This is a genomic window from Sphingomonas sp. (assembly GCF_039594485.1).
In the GTDB taxonomy this organism is placed as follows: domain Bacteria; phylum Pseudomonadota; class Alphaproteobacteria; order Sphingomonadales; family Sphingomonadaceae; genus Sphingomonas.
On sequence record NZ_JBCNNI010000014.1, the window covers coordinates 102,094 to 121,265 of the forward strand.

Here is a 19,172-nt window from a genome sequence, read left to right on the forward strand (position 1 = left end):
GCCTCTGTCGGTTCGCAAGTGTCTTGATACAGGTTTGATCGGGAAAACGTTTCCCGATCAAAAGAAGATCAAGTCGTTACGGATACGGAATCAATGGAATTTAGCCTTTTGGGCGTCGCGTTGCTTGCGATGAGAGGATGGATTGCTCGCCCAGCCATTTCCGGCGGAATGCGATCTGCGCGGTGGTCAATGTCCGGCCCAGCCGTTCGTCGGGCACGATCTCCTGCGCGGGATCGGCGGCGAGGGTCAGGGTGGCGTGCCGTTCGATCCCGCGCTGTCGATAGACGATGGGCAGGCGGTCGCCCGGCGCATGGGCGGCAAGCATCGCGATCCATTGCTGTGCACCGCCGGGCGTCTGACCATCGATGCTGACGATCTGATCGCCCTTGTCGATCCCGGCGTCATAGAGCGGGGTATCCGGGGCGGGCTGGAAGCCGATCGTCAACCCGTCCTTGCCGTCGGTCGGACTGCCGCCGGTCCAGGCCGTGCCGGGATGCGCAAGACGCAGGGTCAGTCCCGCCTGCGCGAGCAACGGCGCGAAGTCGGGCAAGCCGCTGGCCTTCACACTGCGCGCGAAGAAACGGTCGGCAAAGCCCTGGTCGCCGGTCAACTGGGCCAGCGCCTTTTGCAGGTCTTCGGGGCGATAGGGGCGTTCATCCTGCCCATGGTTGCGCCAGAGCTGCCGCATATAGTCGTCGAGCGTCAGGTTGGGAAACGCCTGTCGCAATTCCAGGTCGAGCGCCAGCGCGAGGACGGCGCCATAAGGGTAATAGGAATAGAAGATATTGCTGTTGGTCGGATCGATCGACTGCGCCGCGTCGACAAAGGGCGCGCGCAGGCTCATCTCCTGTGGCCCGCCATACGCCCGCGCGGGCGTCGTCAACAGGCTGTTGAGCGTGCCGGAAAGCTGGGTGACATAATCCTCGAACGGCATCTCCCCGGCGCGCAGCACCGCGAGCGGGCCGTAATATTGCGTGAAGCCCTCCGCCAGCCACAGCGACGGCGTGGCATTGGCGCGGGTGAAGTCGAACGGCTCCAATTCGGCGGGGCGGATGCGCTCGACATTCCAGGCGTGGAAGAATTCATGGCTGAGCGTCTGGATCTGCGAGAAATGCGCGGCGGCGAGCGAACGCGGCATGCTGATCATCGTTGAGTTGCGATGTTCCATCCCATCGCCGCTCGCCTGCGGCATATAGTCGGCGATGAAGGTGTAGGTGCCGTAGTCGAAGGGCGGCGGGGCACCGAAGACGGCGACATGCTGGGCCACGACCTTCTGCGCCATCGCGGCGAAATGGTCGAGATCGGCGGCGCTCCCGTCGTGATGGACGGCCAGTCGGATCGTATAGGGCCGGGCGCCGCCCGCCACGGTCCAGCTTCGCACCTCGTGCGCCGACAATTCGACCGGACTGTCCATGAAATATTGCAGGTCGCGTGCGGTGAACACCGCCGGGTCGTCGGTCGGTGCCAACTGGGTCGCAACCCTCCATCCGGGCAGTGGGTGGAAGCGGACGCGGACCGGCCGCGCATCCTGTCCCGCGGCCCACAGGAAGGTCGCGGGGATGTTCAGCCGGGCATGGGTGGCGTCGATCTGGGCATAGGTGCCGTCGCCCCGATCACCGAACAGCGTGTAGCGGATGGTGACGGTGCCATCATGCCCCTCTACGCTCCAGCCATAGGGATCGGTCCGCGTGACGGCGAGGGTGCGCCCTGCGCCATCGGTCGCCGATACCGAATAGACGTTCTTGGCGAATTCATGCAGCGCATAGCGTCCGGGCGAGGAACGCGCCATCTGGAAGCGGACGGGTGTGGGCGGAAGCCCGCGATAGGTGACGCTGACCTGCGCCTCATGATGTTCGGCGCGGGGGAAAGCGATATCATAATCGACCGGAGCCGCCACCGAAGCGGGGAGTGGCCGGGACTGCGGCTGCGCGAGGGGGGTGGCCGGAAGGGTTGCCGGGGCCAGGGCCCAAACCAACATCGTCGCCTTTGTCAAAACCCGCATCGCGGCCCCTTTTACGCATCGAACTGATGTACGCGACTGTGGCGGTGCGGTGCGGCGGGGTCCACCGGCTTTTCGCGAGAAACGAACTCGAATCGCATTTACCGTCGCGGCCATGGGGGCCGCCCGATGGGCGAGTATCGATTCTGCGTCATGAAATCTGGAGGCGCGACCGGGAATCGAACCCGGGTGCAAGGATTTGCAGTCCTCTGCGTCACCACTCCGCCATCGCGCCTCAATGCGGTGAGGGGGGCCCTTTGCGCAGCTTTTTTCGCCGCGTCAACCGCCGATGCGCGGGAAATATCGCAATCTGGCCAAAACCCCATGCTTCCGTGACGCACTCGGCTTGGCGGAAACCCGCCTGCGCGATAGAAGCGGCGGGAACCAATTTAGTGTATTGCACAACTAAAACGGCTGTGCGACAGGGATGGGCGATGATGACGATCAGCAATGACTCCTCGAATTTCGAAGCGATGCGCCACGCAATGGTGGTGAGCCAGCTGCGCACGACCGCGGTCAGCGACCAGCGCGTCGTCGCCGCCATGGCGCGGGTTCCCCGCGAGGTTTTCGCGCCCGAGGCGCTGCGCCCGGTCGCCTATCGCGACGGCACGCTGGACCTGGGGCAGGGGCGTGCGATCAACCTGCCGATGGCGACCGGCCGCCTGCTGACCGAAGCCTTTCTGGAGGCGGGCGACCGCGTCCTGCTGATCGGTGCGGCGACCGGCTATGCCGCCGTGCTGCTGGCGGAGATCGTCGCCGAGGTCGTTGCGGTCGAAGAGCGGAGCGATCTGCTCGCCGTCGCCCGGACCCAATTGGCCGGTGAGGGCAAGGTGACGCTGGTGGAAGGGCCGCTCAACGCGGGCCACGCCGCCGCTGCCCCTTATGACGTGCTGATGATCGATGGTGCGGTCGAGGAACTGCCCGCCGCCCTGGTCGAGCAGGTGAAGGTTGGTGGCCGCATCGTCACCGGTCTGGTCGAAAACGGCGTCACCCGCCTGGCCAGCGGCCGCCGGACCGAGGGCGGACACGGCGTCCGCGCCTTTGCCGATGCCGAATGCACCGTCCTGCCAGGCTTCGCCCGTCCCCGTGCTTTCCAATTCTGAGTGATTATGCGCCCTGACCTGACCCTTGGCATGACCCGCGGCGTTTTGATCGGTACGGCCTTGCTGCTGGCCGGTTCCGCGTCGGCGGAGACCCTGCGCGAGGCGATGGTCCGGGCGTATCAGTCCAATCCGACGATCACTGGTCAGCGCGCCGCCCAGCGCGCGACCGACGAGAATGTGCCGATCGCGCGGTCCAGCGGCTTGCCGAGCCTGCAGTCGACGGGGCAGTTCACCGACAATCTGGTGGTGGCCAACAACAACTTTCTCAACCCCGAACGGACTGCGACCGGCGCGGTGCAATTGTCGGTTCCGCTCTATCAGGGGGGAGCGGTCAAGAACGCGGTCCGTGCGGCGGAGACGCGCGTGGATGCCGGCCGTGCCCAGTTGCGCGGGGTGGAGGCGAATCTCTTCACCAATGTCGTCGCCGCCTATATGAACGTCATCCGGGACGAGGCGATCGTCAACCTCAACACCCGGAACGTCAACGTGCTGGAGACCAACCTGCGCGCTTCGCGTGATCGGTTCCAGGTGGGCGACCTGACCCGCACCGACGTCGCACAATCGGAGGCCAGGCTGGCGCAGGCACGCGCGCAGCTCCAATCGGCACAGGCCAATCTGATCTCCAGCCGGGAGAATTACATCAGTGTCGTCGGCGTGGAGCCGGTCGGACTGGAGCAGCCGCCCGCCCTGCCGACGCTTCCCCCATCGCCCAATGCGGCGGTCGCGGTGGCGCTTGACCAGAACCCGCAATTGATCGCGGCCCGCCGTACCGCGGATGCGACACGCTATGACATCGATGTGGCGCGCGCCAACCGGCTGCCCCGCGTTTCGGCGGTGTCGAGCGGTAACTACTTCAATTATCTGGGATCGCTGAACGTGCCGGGGGTGCCCGCGTCGGGAATCAACGCGACGGCGGGGGTCCAGCTTTCCATGCCGCTGTTCCAGGGCGGCCGCCCGGCCGCGCAGGTCCGGCAGGCCGAGGCATTGCGCGGGCAGGCGCTGGAGAATGCGACCGGTACCGAGCGGCAGGTGGTGGCGCAGGTCCGCTCGGCCTATGCGGTCTGGCAATCCTCGCAGGAGGTGATCGCCTCGGCCGAATCGGCGGTGCGCGCGAACTCGCTGTCGCTCGAGGGCGTGCGCGCCGAGAACAGCGTGGGCACCCGTACCGTGCTCGACATCCTGAATGCCGAGCAGGAACTGCTCAACAGCCAGGTGACGTTGGTGACCGCCCGCCGTGACGCCTATGTCGCGGGCTTCGCGCTGATCGCGGCGATGGGCAATGCCGAGGCGCGCGATCTGGGGTTGGACGGGGGGGCGCTCTACGATCCCGTCGCCAACTACAAGCGCGTGCGGAACCGGATCAACGATTGGGGCGGCGACGGCGAGCCCGTGCCGGTCGCAAGCACGACCGCCGGAACCCCGGCGCAGACGGCCGCGATCACCCGGCCACTCGACGCCGATGTGAACGCCCCTGTTGACAGAAGCCCGGCATTAACCACAGGTGCATCTGCACCGAGCCGGCAATAACGCCGGAAAGGGGCCTTGGGGGGCTTCAATGGGGTTTGGGGTCATGGGTGAGATCAGCGCCGAGCCGTCGATGGAGGAGATCCTCTCCTCGATCAAACGTATCATCGCAGAAGAGGGGGAGGTGCCCGCACGCCAGCGTCGCCAGCCGCGCCCTGTGCCGTCACCGGCGGTCGAAGATGATTCGCCCGAGATTCTGGAACTCAGCGATCCCATACCGCTGCGCATGAAGGTGGAAGCCGCCGCTGCGCGTGCGGCCGAATCGGCGCTGCGCCAGGCGGCCGAGCCTGCCGCGCGTCCCGCGCCGGAGCCCGTTGCGGCGATGCCCGAGCCGATCGTACCCGCGCCGGCGGCGGCCTCTGCGGTCGCGGCGGAGGCGTTCGATGACGGTGAAGAGGCGATCGTAAGCCCCCGCGCGGCGGAGGCCAGCCGTGGTTCCCTGGAGGCGCTAAGCCGCATGATGGTCAAGCCCGAACCCAGCAGCGACGGCACCCTGGAGGGGCTGGTCCGCGAAATGCTCCGTCCGATGCTGCGCGAGTGGCTCGACACCCATCTCCCCGAGATGGTCGAGGCGATGGTCGCCCGCGAGATTGCCAGGATCACGCGCGAGGGGCGCTGATCCATTTTAGTTTCGGGTTTTCCGCCTGCTCTCCGTCGCAGGCGGAACCGGCCTCGTCCGACCGGGTTCGATAACCATGGTCCCGAAGGAAGAGACGCCCGAGTTGGAGAGGTCGACACGTTCGCCCGTGTCCTCGCCCCCCATTTCTGATGCGCGGCAGCCTCATTCCGGCCAGTCCGATATCTTTTTCGCCGCGGTAAAGACCACGCGGATGCCGATGATTGTCACCGATCCGCGCCGGCCGGATAATCCGATCGTCTTCTGCAACGAAGCCTTCAGCTTCATGACCGGCTATTCCGAGCAGGAGATATTGGGCACGAACTGCCGGTTCCTGCAGGGGCCGGAAACCGATCGCGACGTGGTGGCGCAGGTGCGCGACGCGATCGGGCGGCGCGACGAGATCGCCGTTGAACTGCTCAATTATCGCAAGAACGGTTCGACCTTCTGGAACGCCCTGTTCGTCTCGCCGGTCTATGATGACGCGGGCGAACTCGTCTATTTCTTCAGCAGCCAACTCGACATTTCGCGTCGCCGCGAGGCCGAGGATGCACTGCACGAGGCGCAGAAGATGGAGGCGGTCGGCAAACTGACCGGCGGCATCGCACATGACTTCAACAATCTTCTTCAAGTCATTCTGGGATATGCGGATATTCTGGAGGCGCGGGTCGATGAGGCAGACCGCAGCGGACGCCGAGCGGTCGAGGCGATCGCCGGGGCCGCCGCGCGCGGCGCGACGCTGACCCAGCAATTGCTGGCCTTTGCCCGCAAACAGGAACTGCGCGACCGGTTGCTCAACTTCAACCAGTTGATCGAGGATTTTCGACCGATCCTCCATCGCACGGCGGGCGAGGACATCACGCTGCGCCAGCGGTTGGAGGAGAATCTCTGGAATTGCCGCATCGACCCGGTCCAGGCGGAGATGGCGCTGCTCAACATCATGACCAATGCGCGCGAGGCGATCGAGCGTGGTCCTGGGCGTGGCGAGATCGTGATTTCCACGCGCAACATGATCCAGCCGGCCGGGCGGGCGGAGGGGCCGACCAATCTCGAACCGGGTGAATATGTGATGGTCCGCATCACCGACAGCGGACCGGGGATCGATCCGGGGATTGCCGACAAGATTTTCGATCCCTTCTTCACGACCAAGGAGATGGGGAAGGGCGCCGGGCTGGGCCTGGCGATGGTCTATGGCTTCATGCGCCAGTCGGGCGGGCTCGCGGTGGTCGAATCGGGTGATACGGGGGGCGCGGCCTTGTCGCTCTACTTCCCCCGGGCCGCGGGCGTCACCGAACGGCGTGTTGCGGCGGGGAAGCCTGCGCGACGCGGCGGAGCCGAACGGGTGCTGATGGTCGAGGACCAGGCCGATGTCGGTGGCCTCGGCAAATCGATGCTGGAAGATCTGGGCTATGACGTCGTGCTTGCCCGCGGCGCGTGCGACGCGCTCGACGTGTTGGCCGAGGACGACGATTTCGCCTTGCTCTTCACCGATATCCTGATGCCCGGCGGCATGAACGGCGTTGCCCTGGCCCAGCAGGTACGGCGCGACTATCCCCGGGTCAGCGTCCTTCTGACCACGGGTTTTGCCGATGAGGCGATCGACGAAGGTGCGCGATCCTATGAACTGATCCGCAAACCCTATCGCCGTGGCGAACTGAACGAGCGAATTCGTGCGGTGCTCGACCGGCCGGGTGCCAGAACCTGAACGAGCATCTGGCGTCCGTGCCTCAGGCTGATTAAGGCAGCGGCATGACTGAGCTGCCCAAGACGTTCGACCCCGCCGCAATCGAAGCCCGCTGGTATGGCCATTGGGAGGAAAAGGGCCTGTTCCGCCCCGACCGCCCGAATGCCGAGCCCTGGACGATCGTCAATCCGCCGCCCAACGTGACCGGCAACCTGCATATCGGCCATGCGCTGGACAACACGCTTCAGGACATCCTGGTTCGCCACGCCCGGTTGAAGGGCAAGGATGCGCTGTGGGTCGTCGGTACCGATCATGCGGGCATCGCGACGCAGATGGTGGTCGAGCGCCAGATGGCGCTTCGTCAGCAGAAGCGCACCGACTTTACCCGCGAGGAGTTCGTCGAAAAGGTCTGGGCGTGGAAGGCGGAGAGCGGTGGCCAGATCACCGGCCAGTTGCGTCGCCTCGGCTGTTCTATGGACTGGGCGAACGAGCGCTTCACCATGGACGAGGGCTTTAGCAAGGCGGTGCTGAAGGTCTTTGTCGACCTGTATGCCCAAGGCCTGCTCTATCGCGACAAGCGGCTGGTCAACTGGGACGCTGGCCTCGGCACCGCGATCAGCGACCTGGAGGTCGAAACGCGCGAGGTAAAGGGCAGCTTCTGGCGCCTGCGCTACCCGCTGGCTGACGGATCGGGCTTTGTCGAGGTTGCGACGACCCGACCGGAGACGATGTTCGCCGACATGGCGGTCGCGGTCCATCCAGACGATGCGCGCTATACCGCGCTGATCGGCAAGGAGGTCCGCCTGCCGATCACCGGTCGCCTGATCCCGATCGTCGCCGACGAACATGCCGACCCCGAACTGGGATCGGGAGCGGTCAAGATCACGCCTGGCCACGACTTTAACGATTTCGAGGTCGGCCGCCGCGCCGGCATCGAAGCGCGCGACATGCTGAACATGCTCGATGCCAAGGCTTGCATCGTCCAGACGTCGGATGGCCTGATCCCCGAAGCGTTCCTCGGCCTGTCGACGGCCGAGGCGCGCAAGGCCGTAGTCGCACGGCTGAAGGACGAGGGCGTCCTCATCCCGCACATCGACAATGACGGCACCGAGCATGACGCCGAGCCGCGCACGATCCAGACGCCGTTCGGCGACCGCTCTGGCGTCGTGATCGAGCCGTGGCTGACCGATCAATGGTATGTCGACGCCAAGGCGCTGGCCCAGCCCGCGATCGAGGCGGTGCGCTCGGGCAAGATCAAGATCGTGCCCCAGGCTTGGGAAAAGACCTTCTTCAACTGGATGGAGAATATCCAGCCCTGGTGCGTCAGCCGCCAGCTCTGGTGGGGGCACCAGATTCCCGCATGGTTCGCCGACGATGGCCGCGTCTTCGTCGCCGAGAGCGAAGAGGAAGCGCAGGCGCAGGCGGGGGAGGGTGTCACCCTGACCCGCGACCCGGACGTGCTCGACACTTGGTTCTCCTCCGCACTCTGGCCCTTCGCGACGCTCGGCTGGCCCGATAACGGCGACAAGACGCTGGCGGGGCGTTATCCGAACGACGTGCTCATCTCCGGCTTCGACATCCTGTTCTTCTGGGATGCGCGGATGATGATGCAGGGCCTGCACTTCATGGAAGATGTGCCCTTCAAGACCTTGTATCTCCACGGTCTTGTTCGTGCTGCCGACGGCTCGAAAATGTCGAAGTCGAAGGGCAATACGGTCGATCCGCTGGGACTGATCGATCAATATGGCGCCGATGCGCTACGCTTCTTCATGGCGGCGATGGAGAGCCAGGGCCGCGACATCAAGATGGATGAACGCCGCGTCGAGGGGTACCGGAACTTCGCCACCAAGCTTTGGAATGCGGCACGCTTCGCCCAGTCCAACGGCATCGGCGCGTCGGCCACGCTGGAGGCGCCGAACGCCACCCTGGCGGTCAACAAGTGGATCATCGCCGAGACGGTGAAGACGGTGCAGGCGGTCGACCTCGCGCTGGCGGATTACCGTTTCGATGGCGCGGCGAACGCGATCTACCAGTTCGTCTGGAGCCGCTTCTGCGACTGGTATCTCGAACTCATCAAGCCGGTGCTTCAGGGCGGCGAAGAGGGAGGCGAGGAAACCCGGGCCGTGGCGGGCTGGGTGCTCGACCAGATCCTGGTGTTGCTCCACCCCTTCATGCCCTTCATCACCGAGGAGCTGTGGCATGCCATGGGTGCCCGCGATCACGACTTGATCGTCGCCCGCTGGCCGATGGCGGATGCGCGTGCGCTCGATCCGAAGGCGGAGCGGGAGATCGACTGGCTGATCCGGCTGGTCAGCGAGATCCGGGCGGCGCGCACGGAACTGAATGTGCCGCCGGGTGCGCGTCTGCCGATGCATGTCCGCGATGCGCATGCCGATACCCAGGCGCGGCTGGAGCGACAGGGGGCGGCGCTGGCCCGTCTCGCCCGCGTCGAGACGAGAGAGGGTGACGCGAGCGGCGGTGCGGCGCAGGTCGTGGTGGACGAAGCCACGTTCATCCTGCCGCTGGAGGGGGTGATCGACCTCGACGCCGAGCGCCAGCGCTTGACCAAGGCGATCACGGCGGTCGAGAAGGAGCGCGATGCGCTGGGTGGTCGACTGAACAATGCCAGCTTCATCGAGCGCGCCAAGCCCGAAGCGGTCGAAAAGGCCCGCGCCGATCACGCCGACAAGATGGCCGAAGCGGCGCGGCTCCATGCCGCACTGGGTCGCCTGGGCTAAGCGATGGTCCTCCCCGTGCGTGGCATGGGGAGGACCTCACGACCGGAGGGGTGGGGTGCTATCCCTGCTCCCCCAGCCGGCGCAACCGCCGGATTCGCGGCTCGCGCTGCAACTGGGCCTCGCGCCGGATGACCTGGCGGAGTTCGTCGCGCTTCTCATGGATCGAGGCGATGACCGGGCCCATGGCGACGCCCAGATCGACCAGCACCGCCTCCGACAATTGCAATGAGCTTTCCAGCGTTTCGGGCACCGCCTCGCTGACGCCTGCGCGATAGAGTTCGGTCGCGTGCGCCATATCGCGGGCACGCGCGATGATGGGCAGGTCGGGCGCCGTCTCGCGGATGCGGCGCGCCAGGCGCACGGTCAGGACCGGATCGTCCATGGTCAGGATCAGGGCGCGCGCGGCCGGCAGGTTCAGCCGGTCGACCAGTTCCGCCCGTGCCACGTCGCCGAACAGGACGGGATAGCCCGCCCGCCGCGCCTCGCTGACCGAATCGATATCGGCCTCCACCGCGACATAGGACTGGCCATGGACGGTCAGCATGTCGGCGATCATCTTGCCGACCCGGCCGAAGCCGATGATGACCGTGCGCCCGCCATCACCTTGCGCATCCGGCGTGGCGGGCGAGTCGCTGCTTCGCGCCTCGATCCGGCGGGAAATGACCCGGCCCGCCTTGGCGAGCAGCGGCGTGATGGTCAGGCCGATCGCGGTCACCGTCTGCCAGAAACTGGCCGTCGAGGGCAGGATCAGTTGCGCCTGTGCCGCCGTTCCCAGCACGATCAGCGTGGTCTCGGATGGGCTGCCCATCAGCAGTCCGGTCTCTGCCGCCACGCCGCGCCGGGCATGGGCGACACGCAGCAGCAGATAGGTGACGATGGCCTTGACCGCGACCACCCCGATGACGGCGAGCAATAGCGAGTCCCAGTTCCTGGCGATCAGGCGCAGGTCCAAACTCATGCCCACGGTGATCAGGAACACGCCCAGCGCCAGCCCCTTGAACGGTGCGGTCATCACCTCGACCTCCGAATGATATTCGGTTTCCGCGATCAGAAGGCCTGCCAGCAGCGCGCCGACGATCGGCGACAACCCCGCCGCCGTCGTTGCGACGCTTGCGACGATCACGACGAGGAGCGAGGCCGCCAGGAACAGCTCCGGGCTCTTGGTCCGGGCGGCCTGGGCGAAGAGGCGGGGCAGGACGAACTTGCCGCCCAGATACATGGCGACCACGGTCAGACCACCGCGAAGCGCGACGCCGGCGATCCCGACCCAGCCCTCATCGGTCGCGGTCGGCGCCATGGCCCCCAAAGCGAAGATGATGGGCACCAGAGCCAGATCCTCGAACAGAAGCATCGCGAACGCACCGCGCCCCACCGGACTGGTCGTGCCGACGAGCGGCAGGACGAGTGCCGTGGAGGACAGGGTCAACGCAAGCCCTAGCCCGATCGCACCCGCCCAACTCTGGCCGAGCAGGTGCAACGCCGCGCCGATCAGGACGGCGGAGCCCAGCAGTTCCGCCGCGCCGGTGCCGAACACCAGCCGGCGCATTGCCCAAAGTCTTCGAAAAGACAGCTCCAAACCAATTGAAAACAACAATAATATGATACCGAACTCGGCAAATGGCTCGATCGATTCTGGGTTGGAGATGGTCAGGTAATAGAGCCATGGCGCATGGGGGACGAGCGAACCCAGCCCTGCGGGACCGACCAGCAGGCCGACCAGGATGAACCCGATCACCGGGCTGACGCGAAAGCGCGCAAAGGCCGGGATGACGATCCCCGCCGAACCGAGTATGACGAGGGCGTCGGAGAAACCCTGATTGTCGAGCCGAAGTGCCATGGCGACAGACTAGCCCGCCTTGGCCGCGCTTGTCAGGTCGTTAATCGAATGCGCCATGGTGAGGCGATTCGTCCAATGGGGATGGCGGTCCGCGCGAGGTTAGGGCGACGGCATGATTTCCCGTTCCCCTGCCGCAGCCCTTGTGCTTCTGTCCAGCCTGGCACTCACCGGCTGCGGCGACGGCGACGGCGACCGCGCCGAGCGGTTGAAGGCTGCGGGCCCCAGTCCGTCGCTCGACGCGCTGATGCGGGTGGCGGACTCCGATGCGGGGGCACGGACCTTCGGCCAGTGCCTGGCCTGCCATACGATCGGCAAGGGTGAACTCGATCGGGCGGGGCCGAACCTGCATGGCATCATGGGCAAGCCGGTCGCGGGCGGGAGCGAGCGCTATGGCTATACCGCCGCGCTGGAACGGGTCGGCGGGCATTGGGACCGGGCGACCATGGACCGATGGCTGACCTCGCCGCAGCGTTTCGCGCCGGGAACGAAGATGACCTTCGCCGGACTGCCCGACCCGCTCGCTCGGGCGGATGTCATCGCCTATCTGGAGCGCGAAGGGCGGGAATAAGACGCTGGTCTAACCCATCTTGCGTGCGGCCTTCGACGTCGTACAGGTCCGGGCATCACCGGAAATAAAAAGGGCCCGAAGACAATGTCTTCGAGCCCCTTTCTTTCAAGCAGTGTGGGATTTACTGCCAGTTGCCCATTTCGGTTTCGAGGTTGACGCGGATCGCCTCGAAGAACTGCTCGGTGGTCATCCAGGGCTGGTCCGGGCCGATCAGGATGGCGAGGTCCTTGGTCATCTGGCCGTTCTCGACGGTCTTGATGCAGACCTTCTCAAGCGTCTCGGCAAAGCGCACCACGTCGGGGGTGTTGTCGAACTTGCCGCGATATTTCAGGCCGCCGGTCCAGGCGAAGATCGACGCGATCGGGTTGGTCGAGGTCGCCTTGCCCTGCTGGTGCTGGCGATAGTGACGGGTCACGGTCCCGTGCGCCGCCTCGGCCTCGATCGTCTTGCCGTCCGGGGTCATCAGCACCGAAGTCATCAGGCCCAGCGAGCCGAAGCCCTGCGCGACCTGGTCCGACTGCACGTCGCCGTCATAGTTCTTGCAGGCCCAGACGAATTCGCCATGCCACTTCAACGCCGAGGCGACCATGTCGTCGATCAGGCGGTGCTGATATTCGATCCCCGCCGCCTTGAACTGGTCGGCGAACTCGGTTTCGTACACTTCCTGGAAGATGTCCTTGAAGCGCCCGTCATAGGCCTTGAGGATGGTGTTCTTGGTCGACAGATAGACCGGCCAGCCGCGACCCAGGCCATAATTCATCGAGGCGCGCGCGAAGTCGCGGATCGATTCATCGAGATTGTACATGCCCATGGCCACGCCCGAGCTGGGGAAGTTGAACACTTCCTCCTCGATCGTTTCGCCATTTTCGCCTTCCCACTTCATGGTCAGCTTGCCCTTGCCGGGCACCTTGAAGTCGGTCGCCTTATACTGGTCGCCAAAGGCGTGACGGCCGACGACGATCGGATGGGTCCAGCCGGGGATCAGGCGGGGAACGTTCTTGATGACGATCGGTTCGCGGAACACCACGCCACCCAGGATGTTGCGGATCGTGCCGTTGGGCGACTTCCACATCTTCTTCAGGCCGAATTCCTCGACGCGCTGTTCGTCGGGGGTGATCGTCGCGCACTTGATCGCGACGCCATATTTCTGCGTGGCGTGGGCGCTGTCGATCGTCACCTGGTCGCCGGTGGCGTCGCGATTCTGCACCGACAGGTCGTAATAAGCGAGGTCGATGTCGAGATATGGCTTGATCAGGCGTTCGCGAATCCATTCCCAGATGATCCGGGTCATTTCGTCGCCGTCGATCTCCACGACGGGGGTGTTCACCTTGATCTTCGCCATATGCGCATCCTTCAGATTAGGCAGGTTTGCACCGCGTCTAGGGGAGGGGGCGCGGCGGATCAACCACCCCCGATCAGGCTTTGCGCGAGCAGGATGAAGCGAAAAGATTGTGCGATGGCTGGTCGAGGGGTAGACAGGCCCGATGCCTTCGCTTGAAAAGCCTCCCATCGCCACGACCACGGTCAAGTGGCGCTTTCCCGCCGTCCATCCCGAAGGGCGCAAATATGTGCTGATCGGGGCGGGCTTGACCCTGCTCGCGACCCTTGTGACCAAGGTGCTGTTCTGGCCCTTCGTCGGCCTGTGCATCTGGATCGCCGCCTTCTTCCGTGATCCGGTGCGCACCACGCCGCAGGGCGATGACCTGATCGTGGCACCCGCCGACGGACTGGTGACGATGATCCAGCGCGTGCCGATCCCGCGCGAACTGGTGGGTGAACTGGGCGAAGCGCCGCTGGTCCGCGTGTCGATCTTCATGTCCGTCTTTGACGTGCATATCAATCGCACGCCGATCGCGGGGATCATCCGCCAGGTCGTCTATATCTCGGGCAAGTTCCTCAACGCCGACCTCGACAAGGCGTCGGACGAGAATGAGCGCCAGCATTTCGTGGTCGAAGGGCGCGATGGCCGGAAGATCGGCTTTACCCAGATTGCGGGCCTTGTTGCGCGTCGCATCGTCGGTTTCGTGAAGCCGGGGGATATGGTTGCGGCCGGACAGCGCGTCGGCCTGATCCGTTTCGGCAGCCGCGTCGACGTCTATCTGCCCGATGACGTCACGCCGCAGGTCTGCCTGGGACAGCGTTCGGTCGCGGGAGAGACCGTGCTGGGCCGTGTCGGCGGCAAGCCGATGAACGGCATCGCGCAATAAGCACGTCCATGGCGCTTCCCTCTCGTTTCGCCCGTCGTGGCCCCCCGCGTGGCTTGCCGCTTCGCGCCGTCGCGCCCAATGCCGTCACCGCACTGGCCCTGTGCTCAGGCCTGACCGGCGTGAAGTTCGCCATTGCGGGATCATGGGAGGCGGCGGTCACCATGATCGCCGTGGCCGCCATCCTCGATGGCCTGGACGGCCGCATCGCGCGCCTGCTGCGGGGCGAGAGCCGGTTCGGAGCGGAACTTGATTCGCTCTCCGATGCTATCTGCTTTGGTGTCGCGCCCGCCTTGATCCTCTATCTCTGGTCGCTGCAGAATCTGCCGCGCATCGGCTGGATCTGCGCGCTGTTGCAGGCAGTGTTCTGCGCGTTACGGCTGGCTCGGTTCAACGCACAGCTCGACGTGACCGATCAGCCGCGAAAGACCGCGGGCTTCTTTACCGGCGTGCCTGCACCGGCTGGAGCCGGTCTCGCCATGTTACCGCTCTATCTTTGGTTCTGGACGGGTGAGGCGACTTTTGCCTCGCCCTATCTGGTCGCGCCCTGGGTCGCCTTCGTCGCGCTGTTGATGGTGTCGAGCATCGCGACCCTGTCCTGGACCTCGTTCCGCCTGCGCCGGCATATCCGGTTCGAGGCTCTGGCGATCATCGTACTTGTGGGCGCGGCGTTGATCTCCGCCCCTTGGCATGCGCTGACCGCATTGTGCCTGGCCTATCTGGCGAGCATCCCGTTCACGATGCTCGCTTATGCCAGGATCAAGCGGCCGCGCGGCGGCGGGTCAGGGATGAAACCGCAGGCGAACCTGCCGCCCAACGCCTGACAGCGATCCGGCGCTCCGCCACCACCAAGGTGGCGAGCGGCGTGAAGGCCGGTTCGACATGGCCGGTGGCAAGATGGAGGATGCGGCGCCATTGCGGCGCGACCATCATCGCGATGGTGGCGACGGCGGTGACCAGCGCGCCCACGAAAACCAGAACACTCACCACGATCATCATGATGTCCGCCTCTCTGCCGTTCGCTTACGATCCGGCGCATTAACCGGTTCGTAACCAATGAATTTTTCGTTCAGTTCCGTCGTCGCAATGGTGACATCCGGCCGAACGGTGCCAAATCCGTGACGTTGCGAATGCGGTTTGTCGCATTCGGTCCGTATTCCCTGTTGTGATCAGGTTGTGTTCCATCGATGTTCCGTTGTCAATCGGGAATGGAACAAATGTGAACGCATGAAGGGCCTTGCCAAGCGGAAGACTGTCGGCTAAGCGCCCGCCCCTCAACACCGCATGGGAAGCATCATATTTCGGTGCGCATGGGCTTTGCCCGCCGCGTCATCCGCTTCCCAGAGGACTAACCGGAAGGAAATATCTTATGGCGGCACCCGTCGTCACCATGCAGCAACTCGTCGAGACCGGCGCGCACTTCGGCCACCAGACCCACCGCTGGAACCCGAAGATGAAGCCCTACATCTTCGGCGACCGCAACGGCGTCCACATCCTCGACCTGTCGCAGACCGTGCCGCTCTTCGCGCGCGCTCTGGAGTTCATCAGCTCGACCGTCGCTGGCGGTGGCAAGGTCCTGTTCGTCGGCACCAAGCGCCAGGCGCAGGAGCCGGTCGCCGAGGCCGCGCGTCGTGCGGGTCAGCACTTCGTCAACCACCGCTGGCTGGGCGGCATGCTCACCAACTGGAAGACGATCTCGAACTCGATCAAGCGCCTCAAGACGCTGGAAGAGCAGCTTTCGGGTGACACGCACGGCCTGACCAAGAAGGAAGTGCTGAACCTGACCCGCGAGCGCGACAAGCTCGAGCTGTCGCTGGGCGGCATCCGCGACATGGGCGGCATCCCGGACGTGATGTTCGTGATCGACGCCAACAAGGAAGAGCTGGCGATCAAGGAAGCCAACACACTGGGCATCCCCGTCGTCGCGATCCTCGATTCGAACGTGTCGCCGGACGGCATCGCGTTCCCGGTTCCGGCGAATGACGACGCCAGCCGCGCGATCCGCCTGTACTGCGAAGCCGTCGCCATTGCCGCGACCCGTGGCAACAACGAGCAGCAGCGCCGCAGCGGCGCCGACTTCGGCGCGATGGCTGAGCCGCCCGTCGAGGAAGCGCTGACCGTTGCCCCGGCGGAAGTCGCCGAGCAGGCGGTCGAGGCCGAGCGCCAGATCGACGCGTAATCGCGTGAACATGCCCCGCAATGCGGGCGGGGCGATCATCGACCGGATGGGGTTTCCCTTCGGTCGATGACATCGGCTTGACATGCAAGCCGTGCTAAGGGCCGCCTCCGATGGGGCGGCCCTACCCGCATCCCCCTTTTCAGACAGAGGAAATCAGACAATGGCCGATATCACCGCAGCGATGGTCAAGGACCTGCGCGAAAAGAGCGGCGCGGGCATGATGGACTGCAAGAAGGCGCTGAACGAGACCGCCGGCGACATGGACGCCGCGCTGGACTGGCTGCGCACCAAGGGCCTGGCGGCCGCGCAGAAGAAGTCGAGCCGGACCGCGGCCGAGGGCCTGGTCGGCGTCGCCACCAACGGCACCGTCGGCGCTGCCGTCGAAGTGAACTCGGAAACCGACTTCGTCGCCAAGAACGACCAGTTCCAGGCGTTCGTGAAGGACGTGACCGACATCGCGCTGAAGACCAGCGACGATATCGAGGCGCTGAAGGGCGAAGCGATGCCGCAGGGCGGCACCGTCGCCGAAGTGCTGACGAACAATGTCGCGACGATCGGTGAGAACCAGTCGCTGCGTCGCGCCAAGCGCCTCGAAGTGTCGAAGGGCGCGGTCGTGTCCTATGTCCACAACCAGCAGGCGCCGGGCCTGGGCAAGATCGGCGTTCTGGTCGCGCTGGAATCGGATGCGTCGGATGACGTCCTGCAGAAGCTGGGCAAGGACCTGGCCATGCACGTCGCGGCTGCCTTCCCCAAGGCGCTGAACGAGGAAGACCTGGACGAGGCCGAGATCGAGCGTGAGCGCGCGATCGCGACCGAAAAGGCCGCCGAATCGGGCAAGCCCGCCGACATCATTGCCAAGATGGTCGAAGGCGGCATCGCCAAGTACCGCAAGGAACATGCGCTGGTCAGCCAGCTGTTCGTGATGGACGGCAAGACCAAGATCAGCGACGTCGTGGCGAAGGCCGCCAAGGATGCCGGTGCCTCGATCGTGCTGAAGGACTATGTCCGCTTCCAGCTCGGCGAAGGCATCGAGAAGGAAGCCTCGGACTTCGCGGCCGAAGTGGCTGCGGCTTCGGGCGTTCCGCAGAAGGCGTAATGCCGTGCGCTGTCCCGTGACGGGACGGCGATGGGTGAGGGGAGCGGCTGCCGCCAGGCGGTCGCTCCCTTTGCATGTGGGGCGTCCTATCCTTCGCATGCCTTGTGCGTGCGGTTCCTCTTCCCATCTGATGACGGGGAGGATTTGGAATACCCATGAAAATCCCGGTAATCCGCCGCTCGACGGTTGCCCGCTGCCCGGACGCCGCCTAAGGTCCGCGCCACTTTCATGACTAAGATCCGAGAAACGATGACGAGCCCGCGCTTCAAACGTATCCTGCTGAAACTGTCGGGCGAGGTTCTGATGGGTGAGGGGGGGCTGGCCATCTCTCCCGAGATCACCGCCCGCGTGGCCCAGGAAATCGCCGATGTCCGGGCGCAGGGTTATGAATTGTGCGTGGTCGTCGGGGGTGGCAACATCTTCCGTGGCCTGTCGGCGGCGGCCAAGGGGATCGAGCGGGCGACCGCCGATTATATGGGCATGCTGGCGACCGTGATGAACGCGCTGGCCGTGCAGAACGCGCTGGAGCAGATCGGCGTCGATACCCGCGTCCAGTCCGCCATTCCCATGTCGAGCGTGTGCGAGCCCTTTATCCGCCGCCGTGCCGAGCGGCATCTGGAGAAGGGCCGCGTGGTGATCTTCGCCGCCGGTGTCGGCTCGCCCTTCTTCACCACCGACAGCGGTGCCGCGCTGCGCGCCGCCGAGATGAAGTGCGACGCCCTGTTCAAGGGGACCAGCGTCGACGGCGTCTATGATGCCGACCCCAAGAAGGTGCCGACCGCGACCCGGTATGAAACCGTCAGCTATTCCAAGGTGCTGTCCGATGACCTGAAGGTCATGGACGCCTCGGCCATCGCGCTGTGCCGCGACAACAATATCCCGATCGTCGTCTTCAACATCCGCGAACATGGCAATTTCGGTGCCGTGCTCGCCGGTCAGGGTGTGTCGACGATCGTCCAGAACGCAGGAGCTTAAACCATGGCAGCCTATGACAAGTCCGATCTCGAGCGCCGCATGCAGGGTGCCGTTGAATCGCTGAAGCACGATCTGAATGGCCTGCGCACCGGCCGCGCGTCGACCGCATTGCTCGATCCGGTGACCGTCGAGGTTTATGGCAGCCACATGCCGCTCAACCAGGTTGCGACCGTCTCGGCGCCCGAACCGCGCATGTTGTCGGTGCAGGTATGGGATCGTTCGAACGTGTCGTCGGTCGAAAAGGCGATCCGCTCGGCTGGACTGGGCCTCAACCCGATCAATGATGGCCAGACCCTGCGCCTGCCGATCCCCGACCTGACCGAGGAGCGCCGCAAGGAACTGGCAAAGCTCGCCGGCAAATATGCCGAGAGCGCGCGCATCGCGGTCCGCAACGTGCGTCGCGACGGCATGGACAGCCTGAAGACCGACGAGAAGAAGGGCGTGTTCAGCGAAGACGAGCGCAAGCGCCACGAAACCGAGGTGCAGAAGCTGACCGACGCCACCATCGCCGAGCTGGATGCGGCGGCCGCGGCCAAGGAAAAGGAAATCCTGGGCAAGTGAGTCCTCCGGCCGCCTCGGCCCAGACGGCTCTGGGGTCGCTGGTGGCCGTGCCCGATACGGGTGCGGTCCCGCGTCACGTCGCGATCAT

17 protein-coding genes and 1 tRNA gene are annotated in these 19,172 nt (G+C 65.1%); 12 read left to right on the top strand and 6 right to left on the bottom strand.

Annotation, left to right across the window (positions count from 1 at the left end; all coding sequences use genetic code 11):
* Positions 1 to 100: 100 nt before the first annotated feature.
* The 3 genes from ABDV78_RS09200 to ABDV78_RS09210 form a co-directional block, all read right to left on the bottom strand.
* Positions 101 to 1,897, bottom strand: coding sequence for a PDZ domain-containing protein (locus ABDV78_RS09200; RefSeq protein WP_343527099.1), 1,797 nt, complete (start codon positions 1,895 to 1,897; stop codon positions 101 to 103).
* Between the two features lie 263 nt (positions 1,898 to 2,160).
* A tRNA-Cys gene (locus tag ABDV78_RS09205) sits at positions 2,161 to 2,234 on the bottom strand.
* Positions 2,235 to 2,507 carry a hypothetical protein gene (locus ABDV78_RS09210; protein WP_343527117.1) on the bottom strand — a complete coding sequence of 91 codons (273 nt, stop codon included), beginning with the start codon at positions 2,505 to 2,507 and terminating at the stop codon, positions 2,235 to 2,237.
* Between ABDV78_RS09210 and ABDV78_RS09215 the strand changes: the two genes are divergently transcribed.
* The 5 genes from ABDV78_RS09215 (at position 2,434) to ABDV78_RS09235 (ending at position 9,664) form a co-directional block, all read left to right on the top strand.
* Entirely contained in the window at positions 2,434 to 3,102 is a 669-nt protein-coding gene (locus ABDV78_RS09215; protein WP_343527100.1) for a protein-L-isoaspartate O-methyltransferase, read from the top strand. The two genes, ABDV78_RS09210 and ABDV78_RS09215, sit on opposite strands and share 74 nt — an antisense overlap.
* A gap of 30 nt (positions 3,103 to 3,132) precedes the next feature.
* Complete coding sequence (locus tag ABDV78_RS09220) at positions 3,133 to 4,629, top strand: TolC family outer membrane protein (RefSeq protein WP_343527101.1); 1,497 nt, start codon at positions 3,133 to 3,135, stop codon at positions 4,627 to 4,629.
* 43 nt (positions 4,630 to 4,672) lie between these two features.
* Positions 4,673 to 5,245, top strand: a complete 573-nt coding sequence (locus tag ABDV78_RS09225; protein WP_343527102.1) for a DUF2497 domain-containing protein — start codon at positions 4,673 to 4,675, stop codon at positions 5,243 to 5,245.
* A gap of 76 nt (positions 5,246 to 5,321) precedes the next feature.
* The gene (locus tag ABDV78_RS09230; protein WP_343527103.1) at positions 5,322 to 6,947 is read left to right on the top strand and encodes a histidine kinase famiy protein; all 1,626 of its coding nucleotides are present in this window, start codon (positions 5,322 to 5,324) and stop codon (positions 6,945 to 6,947) included.
* A 44-nt stretch (positions 6,948 to 6,991) separates the two neighbouring features.
* The gene (locus tag ABDV78_RS09235) at positions 6,992 to 9,664 is read left to right on the top strand and encodes a valine--tRNA ligase (RefSeq protein WP_343527104.1); all 2,673 of its coding nucleotides are present in this window, start codon (positions 6,992 to 6,994) and stop codon (positions 9,662 to 9,664) included.
* Between the two features lie 58 nt (positions 9,665 to 9,722).
* Here the strand turns inward: ABDV78_RS09235 and ABDV78_RS09240 are convergent, their stop codons facing one another.
* Positions 9,723 to 11,501 (bottom strand): cation:proton antiporter, encoded by a 1,779-nt coding sequence (locus ABDV78_RS09240; RefSeq protein ID WP_343527105.1) that lies wholly within the window; start codon positions 11,499 to 11,501, stop codon positions 9,723 to 9,725.
* A 112-nt stretch (positions 11,502 to 11,613) separates the two neighbouring features.
* On the opposite strand from ABDV78_RS09240, the gene ABDV78_RS09245 reads away from it, so the two are divergent.
* The gene (locus ABDV78_RS09245; RefSeq protein ID WP_343527106.1) at positions 11,614 to 12,069 is read left to right on the top strand and encodes a cytochrome C; all 456 of its coding nucleotides are present in this window, start codon (positions 11,614 to 11,616) and stop codon (positions 12,067 to 12,069) included.
* A 121-nt stretch (positions 12,070 to 12,190) separates the two neighbouring features.
* Here the strand turns inward: ABDV78_RS09245 and ABDV78_RS09250 are convergent, their stop codons facing one another.
* The gene (locus tag ABDV78_RS09250; protein WP_343527107.1) at positions 12,191 to 13,411 is read right to left on the bottom strand and encodes an NADP-dependent isocitrate dehydrogenase; all 1,221 of its coding nucleotides are present in this window, start codon (positions 13,409 to 13,411) and stop codon (positions 12,191 to 12,193) included.
* 142 nt (positions 13,412 to 13,553) lie between these two features.
* On the opposite strand from ABDV78_RS09250, the gene ABDV78_RS09255 reads away from it, so the two are divergent.
* Both ABDV78_RS09255 and pssA read left to right on the top strand, forming a co-directional pair.
* Entirely contained in the window at positions 13,554 to 14,276 is a 723-nt protein-coding gene (locus ABDV78_RS09255) for a phosphatidylserine decarboxylase (protein ID WP_343527108.1), read from the top strand.
* A gap of 8 nt (positions 14,277 to 14,284) precedes the next feature.
* Positions 14,285 to 15,097, top strand: a complete 813-nt coding sequence (gene pssA / locus ABDV78_RS09260) for a CDP-diacylglycerol--serine O-phosphatidyltransferase (RefSeq protein WP_343527109.1) — start codon at positions 14,285 to 14,287, stop codon at positions 15,095 to 15,097.
* On the opposite strand, the gene ABDV78_RS09265 is transcribed toward pssA, so the two are convergent.
* Positions 15,033 to 15,272, bottom strand: coding sequence for a hypothetical protein (locus tag ABDV78_RS09265; protein ID WP_343527110.1), 240 nt, complete (start codon positions 15,270 to 15,272; stop codon positions 15,033 to 15,035). The genes pssA and ABDV78_RS09265 overlap by 65 nt on opposite strands.
* Before the next feature lie 370 nt (positions 15,273 to 15,642).
* Here ABDV78_RS09265 and rpsB point away from each other — a divergent pair, with 370 nt between their 5' ends.
* The 4 genes from rpsB (at position 15,643) to frr (ending at position 19,084) form a co-directional block, all read left to right on the top strand.
* Positions 15,643 to 16,452: a 30S ribosomal protein S2 gene (gene rpsB / locus ABDV78_RS09270; protein WP_343527111.1), complete on the top strand. Its 810-nt coding sequence runs from the start codon at positions 15,643 to 15,645 to the stop codon at positions 16,450 to 16,452.
* A 160-nt stretch (positions 16,453 to 16,612) separates the two neighbouring features.
* Positions 16,613 to 17,548: a translation elongation factor Ts gene (gene tsf, locus ABDV78_RS09275; protein WP_343527113.1), complete on the top strand. Its 936-nt coding sequence runs from the start codon at positions 16,613 to 16,615 to the stop codon at positions 17,546 to 17,548.
* A gap of 249 nt (positions 17,549 to 17,797) precedes the next feature.
* Entirely contained in the window at positions 17,798 to 18,523 is a 726-nt protein-coding gene (pyrH, locus tag ABDV78_RS09280) for a UMP kinase (RefSeq protein ID WP_343527114.1), read from the top strand.
* Positions 18,524 to 18,526: 3 nt separating this feature from the next.
* On the top strand, positions 18,527 to 19,084 hold the full coding sequence (frr, locus tag ABDV78_RS09285) for a ribosome recycling factor (RefSeq protein WP_343527115.1): 558 nt from the start codon (positions 18,527 to 18,529) through the stop codon (positions 19,082 to 19,084).
* Positions 19,085 to 19,172: the final 88 nt, after the last annotated feature.